This window comes from Paracoccus benzoatiresistens, from assembly GCF_026913015.1.
Taxonomy (GTDB): Bacteria; Pseudomonadota; Alphaproteobacteria; order Rhodobacterales; family Rhodobacteraceae; genus Paracoccus; species Paracoccus benzoatiresistens.
The window spans coordinates 33309-52917 of sequence record NZ_JAPTYD010000003.1 but is presented as its reverse complement, the minus strand read 5'-3'; the positions used below and the strand labels follow the sequence as shown (position 1 = coordinate 52917).

At 66.9% G+C, this 19609-nt stretch carries 19 protein-coding genes; 15 read left to right on the top strand and 4 right to left on the bottom strand.

Annotation, left to right across the window (positions count from 1 at the left end):
• Positions 1-4: 4 nt before the first annotated feature.
• The 6 genes from paaD to OU682_RS03630 all read left to right on the top strand — a co-directional run bounded on the left by paaD (position 5) and on the right by OU682_RS03630 (position 6238).
• The gene (gene paaD / locus OU682_RS03655; protein WP_268940716.1) at positions 5-529 is read left to right on the top strand and encodes a 1,2-phenylacetyl-CoA epoxidase subunit PaaD; all 525 of its coding nucleotides are present in this window, start codon (positions 5-7) and stop codon (positions 527-529) included.
• A 26-nt stretch (positions 530-555) separates the two neighbouring features.
• A complete protein-coding gene (gene paaE / locus OU682_RS03650; protein ID WP_268940715.1) occupies positions 556-1629 on the top strand; it encodes a 1,2-phenylacetyl-CoA epoxidase subunit PaaE in 1074 nt (357 codons plus the stop codon).
• Between the two features lie 10 nt (positions 1630-1639).
• Positions 1640-2389, top strand: a complete 750-nt coding sequence (locus OU682_RS03645; protein ID WP_268940714.1) for a Phenylacetic acid catabolic protein — start codon at positions 1640-1642, stop codon at positions 2387-2389.
• Positions 2390-2423: 34 nt separating this feature from the next.
• Entirely contained in the window at positions 2424-4487 is a 2064-nt protein-coding gene (gene paaZ / locus OU682_RS03640) for a phenylacetic acid degradation bifunctional protein PaaZ (RefSeq protein ID WP_268940713.1), read from the top strand.
• The gene (locus OU682_RS03635) at positions 4487-5101 is read left to right on the top strand and encodes an acyltransferase (RefSeq protein ID WP_268940712.1); all 615 of its coding nucleotides are present in this window, start codon (positions 4487-4489) and stop codon (positions 5099-5101) included. The genes paaZ and OU682_RS03635 overlap by 1 nt, the downstream gene beginning before the upstream one ends.
• Positions 5102-5983: 882 nt before the next feature.
• A complete protein-coding gene (locus OU682_RS03630) occupies positions 5984-6238 on the top strand; it encodes a hypothetical protein (protein WP_268940711.1) in 255 nt (84 codons plus the stop codon).
• 146 nt (positions 6239-6384) lie between these two features.
• Here OU682_RS03630 and OU682_RS03625 read toward each other — a convergent pair whose 3' ends face one another.
• The 4 genes from OU682_RS03625 to paaG form a co-directional block, all read right to left on the bottom strand.
• On the bottom strand, positions 6385-6984 hold the full coding sequence (locus OU682_RS03625) for a TetR/AcrR family transcriptional regulator (RefSeq protein ID WP_268940710.1): 600 nt from the start codon (positions 6982-6984) through the stop codon (positions 6385-6387).
• Between the two features lie 80 nt (positions 6985-7064).
• Positions 7065-8375, bottom strand: coding sequence for a phenylacetate--CoA ligase PaaK (gene paaK, locus OU682_RS03620; protein WP_268940709.1), 1311 nt, complete (start codon positions 8373-8375; stop codon positions 7065-7067).
• Between the two features lie 23 nt (positions 8376-8398).
• On the bottom strand, positions 8399-8824 hold the full coding sequence (gene paaI / locus OU682_RS03615) for a hydroxyphenylacetyl-CoA thioesterase PaaI (RefSeq protein WP_268940893.1): 426 nt from the start codon (positions 8822-8824) through the stop codon (positions 8399-8401).
• 14 nt (positions 8825-8838) lie between these two features.
• Positions 8839-9633 carry a 2-(1,2-epoxy-1,2-dihydrophenyl)acetyl-CoA isomerase PaaG gene (gene paaG, locus OU682_RS03610; protein ID WP_268940708.1) on the bottom strand — a complete coding sequence of 265 codons (795 nt, stop codon included), beginning with the start codon at positions 9631-9633 and terminating at the stop codon, positions 8839-8841.
• Positions 9634-9746: 113 nt separating this feature from the next.
• Here paaG and paaN point away from each other — a divergent pair, with 113 nt between their 5' ends.
• From paaN to chrA, 9 genes are all read left to right on the top strand, one after another.
• Complete coding sequence (gene paaN / locus OU682_RS03605) at positions 9747-11375, top strand: phenylacetic acid degradation protein PaaN (protein WP_268940707.1); 1629 nt, start codon at positions 9747-9749, stop codon at positions 11373-11375.
• A 26-nt stretch (positions 11376-11401) separates the two neighbouring features.
• Complete coding sequence (locus tag OU682_RS03600) at positions 11402-12544, top strand: ABC transporter substrate-binding protein (RefSeq protein ID WP_268940706.1); 1143 nt, start codon at positions 11402-11404, stop codon at positions 12542-12544.
• 56 nt (positions 12545-12600) lie between these two features.
• The gene (locus OU682_RS03595) at positions 12601-13473 is read left to right on the top strand and encodes a branched-chain amino acid ABC transporter permease (RefSeq protein WP_268940705.1); all 873 of its coding nucleotides are present in this window, start codon (positions 12601-12603) and stop codon (positions 13471-13473) included.
• A gap of 2 nt (positions 13474-13475) precedes the next feature.
• On the top strand, positions 13476-14432 hold the full coding sequence (locus OU682_RS03590) for a branched-chain amino acid ABC transporter permease (RefSeq protein WP_268940704.1): 957 nt from the start codon (positions 13476-13478) through the stop codon (positions 14430-14432).
• Positions 14429-15220: an ABC transporter ATP-binding protein gene (locus tag OU682_RS03585; protein WP_268940703.1), complete on the top strand. Its 792-nt coding sequence runs from the start codon at positions 14429-14431 to the stop codon at positions 15218-15220. The genes OU682_RS03590 and OU682_RS03585 overlap by 4 nt, the downstream gene beginning before the upstream one ends.
• Positions 15207-15908 carry an ABC transporter ATP-binding protein gene (locus OU682_RS03580; RefSeq protein ID WP_268940702.1) on the top strand — a complete coding sequence of 234 codons (702 nt, stop codon included), beginning with the start codon at positions 15207-15209 and terminating at the stop codon, positions 15906-15908. Before OU682_RS03585 ends, OU682_RS03580 begins: the two co-directional genes overlap by 14 nt.
• Position 15909: 1 nt before the next feature.
• Positions 15910-17862 carry a 3-hydroxyacyl-CoA dehydrogenase NAD-binding domain-containing protein gene (locus OU682_RS03575; RefSeq protein ID WP_268940701.1) on the top strand — a complete coding sequence of 651 codons (1953 nt, stop codon included), beginning with the start codon at positions 15910-15912 and terminating at the stop codon, positions 17860-17862.
• 163 nt (positions 17863-18025) lie between these two features.
• Entirely contained in the window at positions 18026-18211 is a 186-nt protein-coding gene (locus tag OU682_RS03570) for a hypothetical protein (RefSeq protein WP_268940700.1), read from the top strand.
• The gene (gene chrA, locus OU682_RS03565) at positions 18211-19593 is read left to right on the top strand and encodes a chromate efflux transporter (protein ID WP_268940699.1); all 1383 of its coding nucleotides are present in this window, start codon (positions 18211-18213) and stop codon (positions 19591-19593) included. The genes OU682_RS03570 and chrA overlap by 1 nt, the downstream gene beginning before the upstream one ends.
• The last annotated feature ends 16 nt before the right edge of the window (positions 19594-19609 follow it).

The following is a 19609-nucleotide window of genomic DNA, read 5'->3' as shown; positions in this document are numbered from 1 at the left end:
TGCCATGGCTGCCGCGACCTTGCCCGACACGGACCAGATCTGGGAATGGCTGTCGCAGGTGCCGGACCCGGAAATCCCCGTCATCAGCCTGACCGACCTGGGCATCATCCGCGATGTCGCCTGGCAGGGCGACACGCTGGTGGTGACGGTGACGCCGACCTATTCCGGCTGTCCCGCCACCAGTGTCATCAACCTTGACATCGAAGCGGCGCTGCGCGGCCACGGGATCGAGAAGCTGGAACTGAAACGCCAGCTTGCCCCCGCCTGGACGACCGACTGGATCACCCCCGAAGGGCGCGACAAGCTGCGCGCCTATGGCATTGCGCCCCCTGTCGATGGCACCGCGGCGGATGGCGTCCTGGCAGGCCGCATCGCGCGGCTGACCGGTGAATCCAATCTGACCATCCAGTGCCCGCGCTGCGGATCGACCCATACCCGGAAGGTCAGCCAGTTCGGGTCCACGCCCTGCAAGGCCAGCTATCGCTGCAACGACTGCCTGGAACCCTTCGACTATTTCAAGTGCATCTGACTGCACATCCAAGGAAAGACACCCCCATGGCACGCTTTCTGCCCCTGAAGGTCACCGAAGTGCGCCGCGAGACCCGCGATGCGGTCGTGGTGACGCTGGCCCCGCGCGACGAGGACCGCGCGCTCTTCGACTTCACCCAAGGGCAATACCTGACCTTCCGCCGCGATTTCGATGGCGAGGAACTGCGCCGGTCCTATTCCATCTGCGCGGGCGTGGATGACGGCTGCCTGCAGGTCGGCATCAAGCGCGTGGATGGCGGGGCCTTCTCGACCTGGGCCAACGAGAACCTGGCCCCGGGCGACATGATCGAGACGATGCCGCCCATGGGCAAGTTCTCTCTGCCGCTGGACCCGGATGCGGCGCGCCACTACGTGGGTTTCGCCGCAGGGTCCGGGATCACGCCGGTCCTGTCCATCGTCAAGACGGTGCTGCGGCGCGAACCGAAGTCGCGCTTCACGCTGGTCTATGCCAACCGCCAGATCAGCAGCATCATGTTCCGCGAGGAGCTTGAGGATCTGAAGAACCTTTACCTCGGCCGCTTCTCGGTCCTGCATGTGCTGGAGAGCGAGGCGCAGGAGATCGAGCTGTTCACCGGCCGCATCGACGAAGGCAAGATGACCGCGCTGTTCCAACGGTGGATCGATCCCACTTCCGTGGACGCAGCCTTCATCTGCGGCCCCGAGCCGATGATGCTGACCGTGGCGCAGTCGCTGCGCGACCACGGGCTGCGCGACGATCAGATCCGGTTCGAGCTGTTCGCCTCAAGCCAGCCCGGCCGCGCCAAGGCCCGCCCGGTCTCGAAAGCCACCGAGGCAGGCGAGGGAACGCAGGCCACCGTCACGCTCGACGGCGCCACCCGCAGCTTTTCCATGCCGCGCCAAGGCGAGACGATCCTGGATGCCGCCATCGCCAACCACCTGGACGCCCCCTATTCCTGCAGGGCGGGTGTCTGTTCGACCTGCCGCTGCAAGGTGCTGGAGGGCGAGGTCGAGATGGCCGTGAACCACGCGCTGGAGGATTACGAGGTCCGCGCGGGCTATGTCCTGTCCTGCCAGGCCTATCCGCTGACCGACCGCGTGACCGTCACCTATGACGAATGAGGGGCTACCCATGTCTGAGACGATGAACATCGAGGACTATCTGGCCCAGGGCGGCGTGCTGACCGCGCCCGGCAACGTGCCTGCGCGCTATCGCGGAGAGCTGATGCGGCTGATGTCGTCCTTCGTGGACAGCGAACTGGCGGCATCGGCCGGATTCGCGGGCTCGATCAACTTCGCGCCCGGCATCAAGGAACGGATCGCGGCCAGCCGCATCACCCTGGAAAAGGCCGACCATGCCGAACGCGTGCTGGCGGTGATGGGCGATTTCGGCACCGACACGCGCCGCTATCAGGCCCAGCACGACTGGGCCGCCCGCGTGGACCGCGACAGCGACCTGGGCGCCACCCGGCGCGAAGGCGACATGCGCCTGTCGGTCTTCCATTACCCGATCACCGGCTGGACCGACGCCGTGGTGATGAACGTCCTGCAGGGGCTGGCGACCGGCGTGCAGATGACGGAACTGACCCGCATCTCCTACGCCCCGCTGGCCGAGGTCTTCCGCGACATCGCCCCGCGCGAGGCCCGCCATGCCGAACTGGGGCTGGAGGGGCTGGCCCGGATCGTCGAGAGCGGCGGCCAGCCCGAAGCGCAGGCCAGCCTGGCCTATTGGCGCCCCCGCGTGGCGGCGGGCTTCGGGGTGGCGAACTCGGGCCGCTACGATACGCAGGCGCGCTTCGGCATCCGCCACACCCCGAACGAGACGCTGCTGGCCCGCTGGAACGCGCTGGCCGACGAACATCTGGCCGCCTTGGGTCTGTGACCCGGCTGCTTACGAAGAACTGGAAGGACAAGCCATGACCATCACGCTTCGCGCCCCGCGCCGCCTGGAAAGCCATGTCTGCGGGGAATGGGTGCCCGGCGCGAAAGAAGGGCAGACCCTTCTGGACGCCGCCACCGGCGATCCGGTGGCGACCATCGATTCGACCGGCATCGACTTTGCCGCGGCGCTTGACTATGGCCGCACGAAGGCCGGGCCGAAGCTGCGCGCCATGACCTTTCACGAACGCGCCGGCATGTTGAAGGCCCTGGGCCTGGCCCTGATGGCGCAGAAAGAGGAGTTCTACGCCGAAAGCCTCCATACTGGCGCGACCCGCCCCGACGGCTGGGTCGATATCGAGGGGGGCATCGGCACGATGCTGACCTTCGCCTCCAAGGGCCGCCGGGAACTGCCGAACGCCCGCGTCCTGACCGACGGCGACGTCGAGCCGCTGTCGCGCGACAACAGCTTCAGCGCCCAGCATATCCTGTCGCCGCTGCAGGGCGTGGCGATCCACATCAACGCCTTCAACTTTCCCGTCTGGGGGATGCTGGAAAAGATAGCCCCGACTCTGCTGGCGGGCGTGCCCTGCCTGGTCAAGCCCGCGAGCCAGACCGCCTACCTGACCGAACTGGTGGTCCGCCGCATCGTGGAAACCGGCATCCTGCCGGAAGGCGCGCTGCAACTGGTCTGCGGATCGGTGGGCGACCTGCTGGACCACGTCACCGAACAGGACGCCGTGACCTTTACCGGATCGGCCCACACGGGGCGCAAGCTGAAAACGCATCCGGCGATCGTGCAGCATTCCGTCCGCTTCACGATGGAGGCTGACAGCCTGAACGCGACCATCCTCGGCCCTGACGCCGTGGCGGGCACGCCCGAATTCGACCTGTTCGTGAAGGAAGTCGCGCGCGAGATGACCAGCAAGGCGGGCCAGAAATGCACCGCCATCCGCCGCGTCATCGCCCCGCGCGGCCAGGTGGACGCGCTGATCGCCGCCCTGCGCGACCGGCTGGACAAGACCGCCCTTGGCCTGCCGGGGGACGAGGGAACCCGCATGGGACCGCTTGCCAGCCTGGGCCAGCGGGACGAGGTCCGGGCGCGCATCCGCGAATTGCAGGCGGTGGCGGAAATCGTCGCGGGCAACCCTGACGATGTGCGCATTGCCTCCGGCGATGCTGGGAAAGGCGCCTTCCTGAACCCGGTCCTGCTTTATGCCGACAAGCCCTTCGAGGCGGCTGCGGTCCATGACTGCGAGGCCTTTGGCCCGGTGTCCACCGTCATGGCCTATGACGACCTGGACGAAGCGGTCGCCTTGGCCGCGCGCGGGCGGGGGTCGCTGGTGTCCTCGGTCTTCACCGACGACAAGGACGTGGCCGAACGGGTGGTATTGGGCGTCGCGCCCTTTCACGGGCGGGTGCTGATCGGCAACCGCGCCTCGGCCAAGACCTCGACCGGGCACGGCTCGCCCCTGGCGCCGCTGGTCCACGGCGGCCCTGGGCGCGCAGGTGGAGGCGAGGAAATGGGCGGCATCCGCGGCGTCAAGCATTTCATGCAGCGCACCGCCGTCCAGGGCACGCCGCGCCTGCTGTCCGCCGTCACGGGCCGCTGGATCAAGGGCGCAGACACGCAGCAGGGCACCCATCCCTTCCGCAAGTCCTTGGCGGAACTGCGCATCGGCGACCAGTTGGTCACGGCGGCGCGCAAGGTGACGCAGGAGGATGTCGAGCATTTCGCCAACTTCACCGGCGACACCTTCTACGCCCACATGGACAGCGACGCGGCCAAGGCCAACCCCTTCTTCGACGACCGCGTGGCGCATGGCTACCTGATCGCCAGCTTCGCGGCGGGGCTGTTCGTCGAACCCAACCCCGGCCCGGTGCTGGCGAACTATGGCGTGGACAACCTGCGCTTCCTGACCCCGGTCTATTTCGGCGACACCCTGCAGGTCCGCCTGACCTGCAAGGAGATCAACCCGCGCGAAAACGCCGGTCACGGGGAAGTCCGCTGGGACTGCCAGGTCACGAACCAGAAGGCCGAGGTGGTCGCGCAATACGACGTGCTGACCATGGTGGCGAAGCAGTGGCCGCAGGTCTCGTGATGGCCAAGGTCTATTCCTGGGACGGCATCGTGCCGGTGATCGACGCATCGGCCTTTGTCCACCCCGAGGCCGTGGTGATCGGCGACGTGATCATCGGCCCCGGCGTCTATGTCGGCCCCTGCGCCGTGCTGCGCGGCGATTTCGGCCGCATCGTGCTGGAACAGGGATCGAACGTGCAGGAAACCTGCGTGGTCCATTCCTTTCCCGGCAAGGATGTCGTGGTCGAGGAATCCGGTCATATTGGCCACGGCGCCGTCCTGCATGGCTGCCATATCGGCAAAAACGCCATGGTCGGCATGAACGCCGTGATCATGGACGAGGCGGTCGTGGGCGAGAACAGCATCATCGCCGCCATGGCCTTCGTGAAGGCCGGCGCGCAGATCCCGCCGAATTCGCTGGCCGTCGGATCGCCCGCGAAGGTCGTCCGCGAACTGTCGGCCGACGAGATCGCCTGGAAGCGGCAGGGGACGGGCGTCTATCAGCAGCTTGCAGCCGAGGCGCGTGAGAAGCTGGCCCCCGCAGTCGCGCTGGCGACGGTCGAGCCGGACCGCCGCCGGGCCGAGGCGCCGCGCTATGATCCGCTGGTGATGGCGCGGAAGGGGTTCGAGCAGTAGGCTGCGTGCCTGCCCGCGCGATCCAGCACGCCCTTGGACAGCGCGCAGAAGCAGGCACCCAAGCGTCGCGGGAAGGTGTCTGCCTTGCGGATCAGACATCCGCTGCCAGAAGGACCGGCTCGCCGCCATGGCCACGAAAGCCATGATGAATTGTAAAATCTCGAAAATGTATATCGGGGATTACGGTGCAAATCCCGCGTAGGCAAACCGAAACCAATCAGGATATATATCTATGGAATATATATAGGCCTGTATATATAGGAAATTCCATTTAGTTTTTGGTTTATTTCCCAAATGAATTTTTTTGACTCTTTAATATCTATATTGTTGCGATCTTTGCGTGAATGAATTAATATGCGTGCAATGCCGCCGCCTCTGTGGCCCGATCGAATTTTTCCTGGATGGATATTTACAGGATATTCGCTTCCTCGGTCACGGGAGCATCGGCAGTCTGGCAAACTACACGCGGGGTGCTTCGATGAAAGGTTTTCCGAAGCAAGTTAGTTTCTGAACGCATGCCCTTGTTTCTGGCGGAAGAGCCAAGACGAACTTGGAGCAGCAGCGGGACGCCGGCATAAGCCCGGACGTCCGGCAAAGCCGTTCGCCTCACATGCCCATTCCGTGCTTCAGGCTGTCGCATGCATCCCTGATCGCCAAATAGCGGGTGGATGCGCGCCAGCCGGCAAGTCCGTCGTGCCCTCCTGACTGCAGGGCGGCAGCGAGGCTCCTCAAAACAGGCGTGCCACAACGCCCTTAACACCGGCGTTGCCAAATCCGGTGCCCTCTCGATACCGCCCTGCCGAACTGGCCGTGCTGCGGAGAGAAGGCACTTTCATTCTCAACAGTCGAGTGCGCGCAGCGCCTCAGTCAATGGAGTTCGCAATGTCAAGGTTACTCGTGTTTGCCGCCACAGCGTCGCTGCTTTCGGTCACAGGGCAGGCAGCCCTGTCGCAAGGGGTTCATGAACATCCCGAATCAAAGCCGGGAACCTCGGTAGTGACCCGGGTCGAGGTCAGGGCGGGCAGTGTGTATGACTCGCACGACCTTGCCAACAACGGCATGGCCGCAGGAGACAGGATCTGGGTCACGAAATTCCCGTCCTCGGGGATGATCGACGGTCCCAGCCGTGATGATTGATGACACGGCCAGCGTCCTGCTGGCAGCCGGCGTGCCGTCGCGGTGACCGCGCGGCCCCGACAAACGCATCGGCCCCGGATGAGGCGTAGTGCGCGAAGATCCTGCCAAGGGCTCTTGGCGTCTCATCCACATCTTTGTCGGCGCGCTCAGCGCACCGCCTTGATCCCCTCCAGGATCAATGTCGTTGCCACGTCCGCGTAATCCTCGCGGCTGATCCGCCCGCCGTCCTTGAACCACATGTAGACCCAGTTCATCATGCCGAACAGTGACATGGTCACGGGCATCAGCAGCGGGCGCTCGCGGGTGTTCAGGTCCGGGTTGATCTGTTCCAGCACCGCCGAGAACCGCTTCACGATCCCCCGCTCGACCGCCATGATCTGGGCCTTCTGGTCCTCGGTCAGGGCAGCGGTGGCGTTCAACTGCACCTTGTGCTGGTTGTCGGCGCCGCGATAGCTTTCCAGGACCGCGCCGACCAGGCTGCGCAGGCGCTGGTGCGGGGGCAGCGCGGGGTCGTCGGCGGCTTCGATGGCGTCCTGCAACTCCTCCAGATGCGTCATGATGATCGCGAAGATCAGCGCGTCCTTGGAAGGATAGTAATGATACAGCAACGCCTTGCTGACCTGGGCCTGCTGGGCGATCTGCGACATGGACGCCTTTTCCATGCCCTGTTCGGCAAAGACAAGCGCCGCATGATCCAGGATGCTGCGGCTCTTTTCCTCGAAATCCTGTGCTCGCGTCCGAGCCATGTCCAATGTCCTGCCTGCGTCTTGCCACGCCGCTTTAGCCGGGGGTCGGGGCAAAGTCACCACCACCCCCGCAAGACGGGTTACTCTTTCGGGCGGTTGTCGATCACGCGCTTGGCCTTGCCTTCCGAGCGGGCAACCCCGCCGGGATCAAGCACCGTGATCCGGGTCGAGACACCCACGACCGACTTGATGTGATGCGCCAGTTCCTTGGCGGACGCGGCGCGGGCCTCGGACGCGCAGTATTCCTCGACGCATTCGACATGCACGGTCATGCAGTCCATCCGCCCCTCTCGGGTCAGCTCGATCTGGAAATGGGGCGCGAGGCCGCGGCATTTCAGGATCTGCTCTTCGATCTGGGTCGGGAAGACATTGACGCCACGCAGGATGATCATGTCGTCGCTGCGGCCGGTGATCTTCTCGATTCGGCGCATGGACCGCGCTGTGCCGGGCAGAAGGCGGGTCAGGTCGCGGGTGCGGTAACGCACCATCGGCAGGCCTTCCTTGGTCAGCGTGGTGAAGACCAGTTCGCCCATCTCGCCGTCGGGCAGCACTTCGCCGGTCACGGGGTCGATGATTTCGGGGTAGAAATGGTCTTCCCAGATGTGCAGCCCGTCCTTGGTTTCCACGCATTCCATGGCAACGCCGGGGCCCATGATTTCCGACAGTCCATAGATGTCGACGGCGTGCATGTCGAAGGCCTCCTCGATTTCCTGGCGCATGGCATTGGTCCAAGGCTCGGCGCCGAAGATGCCGACCTGCAGAGAGGATGCACGCGGATCAAGGCCCTGGCGGCGGAACTCGTCCAGGATCGACAGCATGTAGGAGGGCGTCACCATGATGATGCGCGGCTTGAAATCGTTGATCAGCGTCACCTGGCGTTCGGTCATGCCGCCCGACATGGGAACGACCGTGCAGCCCAGACGCTCGGCCCCGTAATGCGCGCCCAGCCCGCCGGTGAACAGGCCATAGCCATAGGCGTTGTGCAGCATGTCGCCGGGGCGCCCGCCGCCCGCGCGGATCGACCGGGCGATCAGGTTCGCCCAGTGATCGATATCGGCCTGGGTATAGCCCACGACGGTCGGCTTGCCGGTCGTGCCCGACGATCCGTGGATGCGCACCAGCTTTGATTGCGGTACGGCGAACATGCCGAAGGGATAGCAGTCGCGCAAATCCTGCTTCACGGTGAAGGGGAATTTCGCGATGTCCTTCAACGACTTCAGTTCCTCGGGTTGGACATCGGCCTCGATGAACTTCCTGCGATAGAAGGGAGAATTCTCGAAGGCGTGCTTCAGCGACCGCTTCATGCGGTGGAATTGCAGCGCCTCGATTTCGTCGCGTGACGCGGTCTCGATCGGGTCGAGATCCTTGGGGTTCGGGGTCAGGTCTTCCATGGTTCTCCTCCCTGGAATGCGGATCAGGCGGGCAGGTGCGTGCCCTTGACGGTGCGCGAATGGCCGCGGAACTCGGCCACGTGGTCGCCGTCCTGGTTGGTGATGCGGATGTCGTAGATGCCCGACCGGCCCCGGCGCGAGGTTTCCGTGGCGGTGGCCGTCAGCCGGTCCCCGATGCGGCCGGGGATCAGATAGGTGACCGAGCAATGCTGCGCCACGGCCATCTGGTTGTAGCTGTTGCAGGCGAATGCGAAGGCGCTGTCGGCCAGCGTGAAGATATAGCCGCCATGGCAGTTGCCGTGCCCGTTCGACATGGCCTCGGTGATGGTCATGGACAGGGTCGCCTCGCCGGGGGCGATGCGGTCAAGCGTCATGCCCAGCCGCTGGCTGGCGGCATCGTCGTTCCACATGGCCTGGGCCGAGGCTTCGGCGACTTCCTGCGGGGTCATGTCGGAAACGGGTTTCATTTGCCGCTGAACCTCGCCGGGCGCTTTTCCAGGAAGGCGGTCACGCCCTCGGCATAATCCGCGCTGCGGCCTGCCTGCTGCTGGGCGTCCCGTTCCGCGTCAAGCTGCTGGTCGAGGCTGTTGGTTGCGGCCTCCTGGATCAGCCGCTTGGTCAGCCCAAGGCCCAGGGTCGGCCCTGCCGCGAGGCTTGCCGCAAGGGCCTGCGCCTCGGCCATCAGCGATGCGTCCTCGACCGCCTTCCAGATCAGGCCCCAGTCGGCGGCCTTTTCGGCCATCAGCGGTTCCGCCGTCAGCGCCAGCGCCTTGGCGCGGGGTTCGCCCAGGATGCGCGCCAGGGACCAGGTGCCGCCCGCATCGGGGATCAGGCCGATCTTCGCAAAGGCCTGGATGAACTTCGCCGATTTCGCCGCCAGCACGATGTCGCAGGCAAGGGCGATATTGGCGCCCGCCCCCGCCGCCACGCCGTTGACGGCGCAGACGACGGGCTTTTCCAGCGAGCGGATCAGCCGCAGGGTCGGGTTGTAGAACGTCTCGAGCGTATGCCCCAGGTCGGGCGCGGGCCCACCCTTGCGCGGGTCGCGGTCGCCCAGATCCTGTCCGGCGCAGAAGCCCCGCCCGGCCCCGGTCAGCAGCACCGCGCGCACTTCCGAATCGTCATGCGCCCGCCTGATCCCTGCGCGCAGGGCCAGGTGCATCTCCTCGTTGAAGGAATTCAACTTCTCGGGGCGGTTCAACGTCAGCGTCAGAACGCCATCGGCCAAGGCCGACAGCACCGTGGGGGATGCGGTCATGGTCTTCTCCCTTGCGCACCGATTTCTCGGGCTCCTCGAAGAAATGTGTTGCATAGACCGACCGGCCGGTCAATGATATTTCCAAGCCGGAGGAGGAACCGGCGGAGGAGCCCATGACCGAGTTTTTCGCCCGCCATCGTCGGATGCTGGATGACGCCGTTCAGGCGCTTCACGCGCGGACATTCTGGACGCCCTTCCCCGAGGTGCCCAGCGGCAAGATCTATGGCGAAAGCGCCAGGGCGGACGGCGAGGCTGCCTATGCCGCACTTCCGGGCCAGCCCTTCGCACTGCCAGGCCATCCCGAACAGCGCCGCCTGGGGGCTGAAGTGTCGCCTTGGGGCGAGGCGCTGCGAATCACCTATCCGGCGGCGGATGCGCCCGCGCTGATCGCGGCGGCGCAGGCTGCGGGTGACGATCTGGCGGCGGCAAGCGTGGAACAGCGCGTCGGCGCCTGCCTGGAAATCCTGGTGCGGCTGAACCGGATCAGCTTCCTGCTGGGCCATGCGACGATGCACACCACGGGGCAGGCCTTCGCCATGGCCTTCCAGGCAGGCGGGCCGCACGCGCAGGATCGCGGGCTGGAAGCCGTTGCCGTGGCCTGGACCGAGATGACCCGCTTCGCCGAGGCCGCCCGCTGGGAAAAGCCGCAGGGCAAGGCCCCTGCCCTGGTGATCGACAAGCAGTGGACGCTGGTGCCCGCCGGGGTTTCGCTGGCCATCGGCTGCAACACCTTCCCCACCTGGAACAGCTATCCCGGCATCTTCGCCAGCCTGGCGACGGGCAACCCGGTGATCGTGAAGCCGCACCCCGCCGCGATCCTGCCGCTGGCGCTGACGGTGCAGGTCGCGCGCGAGGTTCTGGCCGAGGCCGGCCTGCCTGCCGACGCGATCCTGCTGGCCGTTGACGAGCCGGGAGCCGAGATCACCAAGCAGCTTGCGACCGACCCCGCCGTGCGGCTGATCGACTATACCGGGTCTGCCACCTTCGGAACCTGGCTGCGAGAGAATGCCCGGCAGGCGCAGCTTTTCTCCGAGGAAACCGGCGTCAACAGCGTGGTCATCGCCGCGACGGACGATTTCGACGGCATGTGCGCGAACCTCGCCTTCTCGCTGTCGCTCTATTCCGGGCAGATGTGCACCTCGCCGCAGAACCTTTACGTGCCGAAGGACGGGATCGAGACGGACGGGGGGCACAAGTCCTTCGATCAGGTGGCCGAGGGTCTGGCCCGGGCCATCGACGTGCTGCTGGGCGATCCCAAACAGGCGGCGGGCATCTGCGGCGCCATCGCAAACCCGGCCACGCGCGACCGTGTGGAGAAGACCCGCGCCCAAGGCCGCGTCATCCGCGACGGCACGCCGCTGCTGCTGGTGGTGGATGCCGATGCGCCCGTCGCGCAGGACGAATGCTTCGGACCGGTCGTCTTCATCATCCCCTGCGCGGATGCCGACGACGGCATCGCCCGCGCGGCCGGGCTGGCTGCGGCCAAGGGCGCCATCACCGCCGCACTCTACGATACCGACGAGGCCCGCATCCGCCGCGCCGTCTGGGCCTTCGCCCGCGCGGGCGTCAACCTGTCGGTCAACCTGACCGGCAACATCTTCGTCAACCAGTCGGCGGCCTTCAGCGATTTCCACGTGACCGGCGCGAACCCCGCCGGCAATGCCAGCCTGACCGACACCGCCTTTGTCGCGACCCGCTTTCGCCGCGTGATGTGGCGCAGGCCCGCCGCCGCCACCGCTTGAACACGTTCTCTGGGGAGGAGACGACCATGCAGAAGACCCTGACCACCACGGCCCTTGCCACGCTGCTGGCCCTTGGCGCGACCGCCGCATCCGCCGAAATCCGCATCGGCGCGTCCCTGTCCGCGACCGGCCCCGCCGCCTTCCTGGGCGACCCCGAGGCGAAGACGCTGGAGATGCTGGTCGAGCAGATCAACGAAAAGGGCGGCATCAACGGCGAGGAAGTCGCCCTGACGCTCTATGACGACGGCGGCGATCCGAACAAGGCGCGCACCTTCGCCACCCGCCTGATCGAGGATGACGAGGTCGTGGCGATCATCGGCGGCTCCACCACCGGCACCTCGATGTCGATCCTGTCGGTCGCCGAGGACAACGAGATCCCCTTCATCTCGCTGGCCGGGGCCATCGAGATCATCGACCCGGTCAAGCCCTTCACCTTCAAGACGCCCCATACCGACCGCATGGCCTGCCAGAAGATCTTCGAGGACATGCAGAAGCAGGGCATCACCAAGATCGGCATGATCTCGGGCACCGACGGCTTTGGCGCATCGATGCAGGCGCAGTGCAAGGAGGTCGTCGGCGAATACGGGATCGAGGTTCTGGCGGACGAGACCTACAACCCCACCGACGCCGACATGACCACGCAGCTGACCAAGATCCGCAACACCGAAGGGGTGCAGGCGGTGCTGAACCCCGGCTTCGGCCAGGGGCCGTCGATCGTCACGCGCAACTATCGCCAGCTGGCCATCGACCTGCCGCTTTACCAATCGCATGGCGTGGCCTCGGACGGCTTCATCGAACTGGCGGGGGCGGAAGCCGCCGAGGGCGTGCGCCTGCCCGGCACCGCCCTGCTGATCGCGGACCAACTGCCCGCGGACGATCCGCAGAAACCCGTCGTGGACGCCTACAAGGCCGCCTTCGAGGAAAAGACCGGCACGGCGGTCGGCACATTCGGCGGCTATGCCCATGACGCCTTCCTGATCCTGACTGACGCCATCACCCGCGCGGGCAGCGCCGAGCCGCAGGCCATCCGCGACGCCATCGAGCAAACCAGCGGCCTCGCCGGCACCACCGGCGTCTACACCATGTCGCCCGAAAACCACCTGGGCCTGGACCTGTCCGCCTTCCGGATGCTGGAAATCAAGGGCGGCGAATGGGCCGTGGTGGAATGATCCGCTGACCGCCGCGCCCCATCCGGGCGCGGCATCCCCTGCCAGAAAGGGTCATCATGCCGGAACTGCTGCAATTCCTTTTCTCGGGCGTGACGGTGGGCGCGGTCTATGCGCTTGTCGCGCTTGGCTTCACGATCATCTACAACGCATCCGACGTGGTGAACTTCGCCCAGGGCGAATTCGTCATGCTGGGAGGCATGCTGACCTTTGTCTGCCACGCGGCGGGCCTGCCCCTGCCGCTGGCCGCGCTGATCGCCATCGCCGCCACCTCGGCCATCGGCGTCTTGATGAACAAGCTGGCGATCGAGCCCGCGCGCGGCGCGCCGGTCGTGTCGCTGATCATCATCACCATCGGCGCGTCCATCTTCATCCGGGGCGGGGCGCAGCTTCTGTTCGGCAAGCAGATCCACAGCTTTCCGGCGTTCTCGGGCGACACGCCCCTGCGTATCGGGGGCGCCACGATCCTGCCGCAAAGCCTGTGGGTGATCGGCGGCGCGGTGGTGGTGTTCATCGGGCTGTGGCTGTTCTTCACCCGCACCCTGACGGGCCGCGCGGTGCTGGCGACATCCAACAACCGGCTGGCCGCGCAACTGGTCGGCATCAACACCAATTTCGTGATGACGCTGTCCTTTGCGCTGTCGGCGGGCATCGGCGCGCTTGCGGGCGTGCTGGTGACGCCGATCACGCTGACCTCTTATGACGTGGGGCTGGCGCTGGCGCTCAAGGGCTTTGCCGCCGCCATGCTGGGCGGGATGGGCAACCCCAAGGGCGCGCTTGCGGGCGGCATCATGCTGGGCCTGCTGGAGTCGCTGACGGCGGGCTATCTGTCCTCGCAATACAAGGACGCGGCGGCCTTCGTGGTGATCCTGCTGGTGCTGTTCTTCATGCCGCAGGGCCTGTTCGGCCAGAAGTCGGTGGATCGGGTGTGACCATGAGACTGTCTGCCAAATCCGCGACCCTGCTGGTTCTGATCGCCCTTGTCGCGCTGTCGCCCATCCTGTTTCCCTCGGGCTATTACTACCGGGTCGGCGCACTGATCTTCGTCAACGCCATCGCCGTCACCGGCATCGTGATCCTGACCGGATACGCGGGGCAGATCAGCTTGGGCCATGCGGGCTTTGCCGGGATCGGCGCCTATGCCTGCGCCTTGGCGCCCGTGCATCTTGGGCTGCATCCGTCGCTGGCGCTGGTCCTGGGCGCGGCGATCTCGGGCGTCATCGCCTTCCTGGTGGGCCGCCCGATCCTGCGGTTGAAGGGATACTACCTGGGCGTCGCCACGCTGGGCCTTGGCATCCTGGTGTCGATGGTGCTGAACAACGAACGCCAGCTGACCGGAGGCCCGGACGGGATGGAGGTGCCGGACCTGGGCCTGCGCGGGCTGCTGAAGGACGCGGGCCTGGACCTGACCAACGGCCAGTTCTGGTATTTCTTCTGCGGCCTGGCCCTGATCCTCGGGGCCTGGCTGGCGCTGAACCTGTATAACAGCCCCACCGGCCGCGCGCTCCGCGCCCTGCACGGATCCGAGGTCGCGGCCCGCACCGTGGGCATCGACGTGGCGCAGTTGAAGCTGCGGGCCTTTGTCATCTCGGCGGTCTATGCGTCCGTGTCCGGCTCGCTTCTGGCGCTGCAGAACAAGTTCATCACGCCGGACGTCGCGGGCTTCATGCACTCGATCGAGATGGTGACCATGGCCGTCCTGGGCGGCGTAGGCTCCATCCTGGGCGCGATCTTCGGGGCCGCCGTGCTGACGTTGCTGCCCCAGGTGCTGACGGTCTTTGCCGAATACGAACAGCTGGTGCTGGGCCTGGTGATGATGCTGGTGATGATCTTCCTGCCGCAAGGATTGCTGCCGTCGATCCTGCGCAAGGTCCGGGGGAAAGGCGAATGACCGCGCTTCTGTCAGTCGAGGGACTGGGCATCAGCTTCGGCGGCCTCAAGGCCGTGAACGATGTCAGCTTCACCGTCCGGCCCGGAGAGATCGTGTCGGTGATCGGGCCGAACGGCGCGGGCAAGACCACGCTGTTCAACATGATCTCGGGCGTCTACCAGCCTGGCAGCGGGCGCGTCGTGCTGGGGGGTGAAAACGTCACCGGCATGGCCCCGCATCTGCTGGCCCGGCGCGGCATGTCGCGGACCTTCCAGAACCTGCAGATCTTCCAATCCATGACCGTGCTGGAAAACGCCATCTCGGGCTATCACCTGAAGGAACGCGGGCCGGTGCTGGCGGACCTGTTCGGCCTGCCGTCCTCGCGCCGCCGCGCGGCCGAGGCGCAGGCCGGAGCGCGCGAGTTGCTGGCCCGCGTCGGCCTCGACCGCGCGGCGGAGCGAGAGGCCGGGAACCTGTCCTATGGCGCGTTGAAGCGGCTGGAGATCGCCCGGGCCCTGGCGCTGTCGCCGAAAATCCTGCTGCTGGACGAACCCGCCGCTGGCTGCAACGCCGTCGAGACCGAGGAGATCGACCACCTGATCGCCGAGGTCGCGAAGTCGGGCGTGGCGATCCTGCTGGTCGAACACGACATGAAGATGGTCATGCGCATTTCCAACCACATCGTCGTGCTGGACCATGGCGAGAAGATCGCCGAGGGCGATCCTGCCACGGTCAGCCGCAATCCGGCGGTGATCGCCGCCTACCTTGGCACTGATGCAGGAACGGAGGCCGCCCATGCTGACGGTTGAAGGGCTGCGGTCGCGCTATGGCCGGATCGAGGTCCTGCACGGGATCGACCTGACCGTGGACTCGGGCGAGATCGTCACGGTGGTCGGCGCCAATGGCGCGGGCAAGACGACGCTGCTGAAATGCCTGTCGGGCACGCAGCCGGTATCGGGCGGCACCATCACCTTCCGGGGCGAGACGCTGACGGGCGTTCCCGCGCATCGCCGCCCGGCACGCGGTCTGACGCAATCGCCCGAGGGGCGCCAGATCTTCACCAACCTGACGGTCGAGGAAAACCTGCGCCTCGGCGCGTACCTCTTCACCGACGACCGCGTGGAAAAGGACATGGAGGACGCCTTCCGGATGTTCCCGATCCTGCGCGAGAAACGCAACCTGCCGGCGGGCGGGCTGTCGGGCGGGCAGCAGCAGATGCTGGCCATGGCCCGCGCGCTGATGGGGCGTCCGTCCTGCCTGCTGCTGGACGAGCCGTCCATGGGCCTTGCACCGATCATCGTGCAGCAGATCTTCGACGTGGTCAGCGGGCTCAAGGCGCTTGGCGTCACCGTGCTGCTGGTCGAACAGAACGCCTTCGGCGCGCTGAAGATCGCGGACCGGGGCTATGTCATGGAAACCGGCCGCATCACCATGTCAGGCGCGGCGGATGAGCTGATCGCCGACCCCCGCATCCGCGAAGCCTATCTGGGGATCTAGCATGTCCGTTGTCAGCATCGACCATCAGGGCGACATCGCCATCGTCACCGTGGACAACCCACCCGTCAACGCGCTGTCGAAGGCGCTGCGGCAGGGGCTGTGGGATGCCGTCGAGACGCTGGACGCCGACCCTTCTGTTCGCGCCGCCGTGCTGATCTGCGCGGGCCGGACCTTCATCGCCGGGGCCGACGTGACCGAGTTCGGCAAGCCCCCGCAGGAACCCCACCTGCCCGACCTGGTGGACCGGATCGAAGGCGCGGAAAAACCATGGATCGCCGCCATCCACGGCTCGGCCCTGGGAGGTGGTTTCGAGGTTGCCATGGGCTGCCGCTTCCGGGTGGCGCTGGACAGCGCCTCGGTCGGCCTGCCCGAGGTGTCCTTGGGCATCGTGCCCGGCGCATCCGGCACCGTGCGGACGCCGCGCCTGGCGGGGGTCGAGGCCGCCGTCGACCTGGTCACCTCGGGCAAGCCCGTGCGGGCCGCGAAGGCGCTGTCCCTCGGCCTGATCGACGCGGTTTTCGCGGGCGACCTGCAAGCCAGCGCGGTGGCCTTTGCCCGTGACGCGCTGACCCGCGACCTGCCGCCGCCGGTATCGGAGCGTCCCGTTACCGCCCCGGACGACGCCTTCTGGGACGACCGCCGCAAAACCGTCGCCAAGGCCGCCAAGGGTGCCGACGCACCGCTGCGCGCGCTCGACTGCCTGCGCAAGGCGGCCGAAGCGCCCTTTGCCGAAGCCATGGCCCATGAGCGCCAGACCTTTCTGGAGCTGCGCGGATCGGACCAGGCGGCGGCCCTGCGCCACGTGTTCTTTGCCGAACGCGCCGCGCCGCGTCCCCCCCATTTGCGCGACGTGGACCCCCTGCCCCTGCGCCGCGTGGGCGTGATCGGCGGCGGCACCATGGGCGCGGGCATCGCGGCCGCCCTGCGCGACGCCGGTCTGCCGGTGGTGCTGGTCGAACGCGACAGCGAGGCCCTGGCGCGCGGCACGGCCAACCTGCGCGCGATCTTCGAGGGCGCCGTGAAGCGCGGCAAGCTGTCCGACGCGCAGGCCGAAGCCCGCATGGCGGGCGTCACGGCCACCACCGATTACGCCGCCCTTGCCGATGCCGATCTGGTCATCGAGGCCGTGTTCGAGGAGATCGCCGTCAAGCGCGCCGTCTTCGACCAGCTTGCCACCGCCTGCCGCCTGGATGCGGTGCTGGCCACGAACACCTCCTACCTCGACCCCCGGCTGATCGCCGACGGGCTGCCCAATCCCGACCGCTTCCTCGGCCTGCACTTCTTCAGCCCCGCCAACGTGATGCGCCTGCTGGAGATCGTGCCGGTCCCCCAAACCTCGGACCGGACGCTGGCCACGGGCTTTGCGCTGGCCCGCGCGCTGAACAAGATCCCGGTGCAATCGGGCATTTGCGAAGGCTTCATCGGCAACCGCATCCTCAAGCGCTATCGCGCCGGGGCCGAGGCCCTGGTCCGCCAGGGCGTCCCGATTGCCGAGATCGACGCGGCGATGCGTGCCTATGGCCTTGCCATGGGCCCGTTCGAGGCACAGGACCTGGGCGGGCTCGACATCGCCTTCCTGCAGCGCGAAGGCGCGCGGGCCTTGGGCCAGGACGTGCCGGAAACGCTGGGCGACATCCTGGTCCGCGCGGGCCGCAAGGGGCAGAAGACCGGCGGCGGCTGGTATGACTACACCCCGGGCGACCGCAGGCCGCAGCCCTCGCCCATGGTCGCCGCGTTGCTGGCGGGCCGGATCGCCGGGACCGCCGCAATGGACCGCGATGCCATCGCCCGCCACCTGGTCGGCGAAATGGCCGCCGAAGGGCAGGCCATCCTGGACGAAGGGATCGCGGCCCGGGCATCGGACATCGACCTTGTGGAAATCCACGGCTATGGCTTCCCGCGCTGGCGCGGTGGGCCGATGTTCGCAAGCGCGGCCGGGACCCGGACGGTCTAGCACGGGGCTGCCTCGGCCAGTGACAGCACAGCCGGCGGCAGCCGGATCGGGTTGACGCGCGGCTGCGACCTCTTCTAGGGTCTTGCCACGGGGCCTGCGACTGACCCTTGAGGCGCCAGCCGAAGATCGCGTTCCACATCCCCTTGCAACAGGAGGAACGCTCTTGCCTGCACCCGATCCCATGTCACCCGACAGGCTGGCCCTCTCGCCTGGCCTGTCGCGGATCCATTCCGACGGCCTGGAACAGCCCGAGGCCGGGATGCCGGTCCATGACGCCTTCCGGCGTCGGGCGCGCGATGCGTCGGACAAAGCCCGCTACCGGCCCACCAACAAGCCGAAGACCCCATGATGCAGCATCAGCCCCTTTCGAGCCGCCCGTATCCGACCCTGGCGCAGGCCACGCGCATCTGGGCGCGCATCGGGCTGCTGAGCTTTGGCGGACCTGCGGGCCAGATCGCGCTGATGCACCGCATCCTGGTCGAGGAACAGAAATGGCTGGGTGAGCAGCGTTTCCTGCACGCGCTGAACTTCTGCATGCTGCTGCCCGGACCCGAGGCGATGCAACTGGCCGTCTATATCGGCTGGCTGATGCACCGGACCCTGGGCGGCATCATCGCGGGGCTGCTGTTCGTGTTGCCGGGACTGGTGTCGATCATGGCGCTGAGCTGGATCTATGCCATCTGGGGCGATACCGGCCCGATGGCGGCGCTGTTCTTCGGGTTGAAGGCCGCCGTGCTGGCCATCGTGGTGCAGGCGGTGATCCGCATCGGGTCGCGCGCGCTGAGGAACGGCGCTATGATCGGCATCGCGGCGGCGTCGTTTGTGGCGATCTTCGCCTTTGGCGTGCCCTTTCCCGTCATCATCCTGGTGGCGGGGCTGATCGGCTTCTGGGGTGCGCGGGCGGGGCTTCCGGCCTTCCGGGACGGGGGCGGCCATGGCAAGGCGGGCGGCGTGGCCGTGGCCGATGCCGACACCCTGCTGGGCGAGGAAGCTCCCGACCACACGCAGGTCAGCGTGGCCTGGGCTTCGCGCATATCCGTGGTGTTCCTGGCGCTGTGGCTGGTGCCGGTGGCCGCGCTGGCCCTGCTGGCGGGTCCGGCCAACGTGTTCTCGCAGATCGCCGCCTTCTTCAGCGTCATGGCCGTGGTGACATTCGGCGGCGCCTATGCGGTCCTGGCCTATGTCGCCCAACAGGCGGTCGAGACCTATGGCTGGCTGGCCCCCGGAGAGATGCTGGACGGCCTGGGCATGGCCGAGACGACCCCCGGGCCGCTGATCATGGTCACGCAATTCGTGGGCTTCATGGGCGCGTTCCGCGAGGCGGGCGGGATGCCCCCGTTGCTGGCGGGCACCCTGGGCGGGCTGCTGACGACCTGGGTGACCTTCGTGCCCTGCTTCCTGTGGATCTTCCTCGGCGCGCCCTTCATCGAGCGGCTGCGCGACAACCGCGTCCTGACGGCGGCGCTGACGGCGATCACGGCGGCGGTGGTGGGGGTGATCCTGAACCTTGCCGTCTGGTTCGGGCTGCATGTGCTGTTCGGCCAGTTGCGCCCCCTGACGGCCTGGGGGCTGGATCTGGACCTGCCGGTCTGGCGCACGCTGGACGTGGCGGCCGCGATCCTGGTGGTCGCGGCCGCAGTCGCCGTGTTCCGCTTCCGGCTGGGCGCGGTCACGGTGCTGGCGGGCTGCGCCCTGGCCGGGCTGGCCCTGCGCCTGACCGGGATCGCCTGAACGGGCGGCGGGGCCA

What these genes read in the sequence shown, in the direction of transcription:
- paaD (WP_268940716.1), top strand. Translation starts at nt 5, where the DNA reads ATGGCTGCCGCGACCTTGCCCGACACGGACCAGATCTGGGAATGGCTG.
- paaE (WP_268940715.1), top strand. Translation starts at nt 556, where the DNA reads ATGGCACGCTTTCTGCCCCTGAAGGTCACCGAAGTGCGCCGCGAGACC.
- OU682_RS03645 (WP_268940714.1), top strand. Translation starts at nt 1,640, where the DNA reads ATGTCTGAGACGATGAACATCGAGGACTATCTGGCCCAGGGCGGCGTG.
- paaZ (WP_268940713.1), top strand. Translation starts at nt 2,424, where the DNA reads ATGACCATCACGCTTCGCGCCCCGCGCCGCCTGGAAAGCCATGTCTGC.
- OU682_RS03635 (WP_268940712.1), top strand. Translation starts at nt 4,487, where the DNA reads ATGGCCAAGGTCTATTCCTGGGACGGCATCGTGCCGGTGATCGACGCA.
- OU682_RS03630 (WP_268940711.1), top strand. Translation starts at nt 5,984, where the DNA reads ATGTCAAGGTTACTCGTGTTTGCCGCCACAGCGTCGCTGCTTTCGGTC.
- OU682_RS03625 (WP_268940710.1), bottom strand. Translation starts at nt 6,984, where the DNA reads ATGGCTCGGACGCGAGCACAGGATTTCGAGGAAAAGAGCCGCAGCATC.
- paaK (WP_268940709.1), bottom strand. Translation starts at nt 8,375, where the DNA reads ATGGAAGACCTGACCCCGAACCCCAAGGATCTCGACCCGATCGAGACC.
- paaI (WP_268940893.1), bottom strand. Translation starts at nt 8,824, where the DNA reads ATGACCCCGCAGGAAGTCGCCGAAGCCTCGGCCCAGGCCATGTGGAAC.
- paaG (WP_268940708.1), bottom strand. Translation starts at nt 9,633, where the DNA reads ATGACCGCATCCCCCACGGTGCTGTCGGCCTTGGCCGATGGCGTTCTG.
- paaN (WP_268940707.1), top strand. Translation starts at nt 9,747, where the DNA reads ATGACCGAGTTTTTCGCCCGCCATCGTCGGATGCTGGATGACGCCGTT.
- OU682_RS03600 (WP_268940706.1), top strand. Translation starts at nt 11,402, where the DNA reads ATGCAGAAGACCCTGACCACCACGGCCCTTGCCACGCTGCTGGCCCTT.
- OU682_RS03595 (WP_268940705.1), top strand. Translation starts at nt 12,601, where the DNA reads ATGCCGGAACTGCTGCAATTCCTTTTCTCGGGCGTGACGGTGGGCGCG.
- OU682_RS03590 (WP_268940704.1), top strand. Translation starts at nt 13,476, where the DNA reads ATGAGACTGTCTGCCAAATCCGCGACCCTGCTGGTTCTGATCGCCCTT.
- OU682_RS03585 (WP_268940703.1), top strand. Translation starts at nt 14,429, where the DNA reads ATGACCGCGCTTCTGTCAGTCGAGGGACTGGGCATCAGCTTCGGCGGC.
- OU682_RS03580 (WP_268940702.1), top strand. Translation starts at nt 15,207, where the DNA reads ATGCTGACGGTTGAAGGGCTGCGGTCGCGCTATGGCCGGATCGAGGTC.
- OU682_RS03575 (WP_268940701.1), top strand. Translation starts at nt 15,910, where the DNA reads ATGTCCGTTGTCAGCATCGACCATCAGGGCGACATCGCCATCGTCACC.
- chrA (WP_268940699.1), top strand. Translation starts at nt 18,211, where the DNA reads ATGCAGCATCAGCCCCTTTCGAGCCGCCCGTATCCGACCCTGGCGCAG.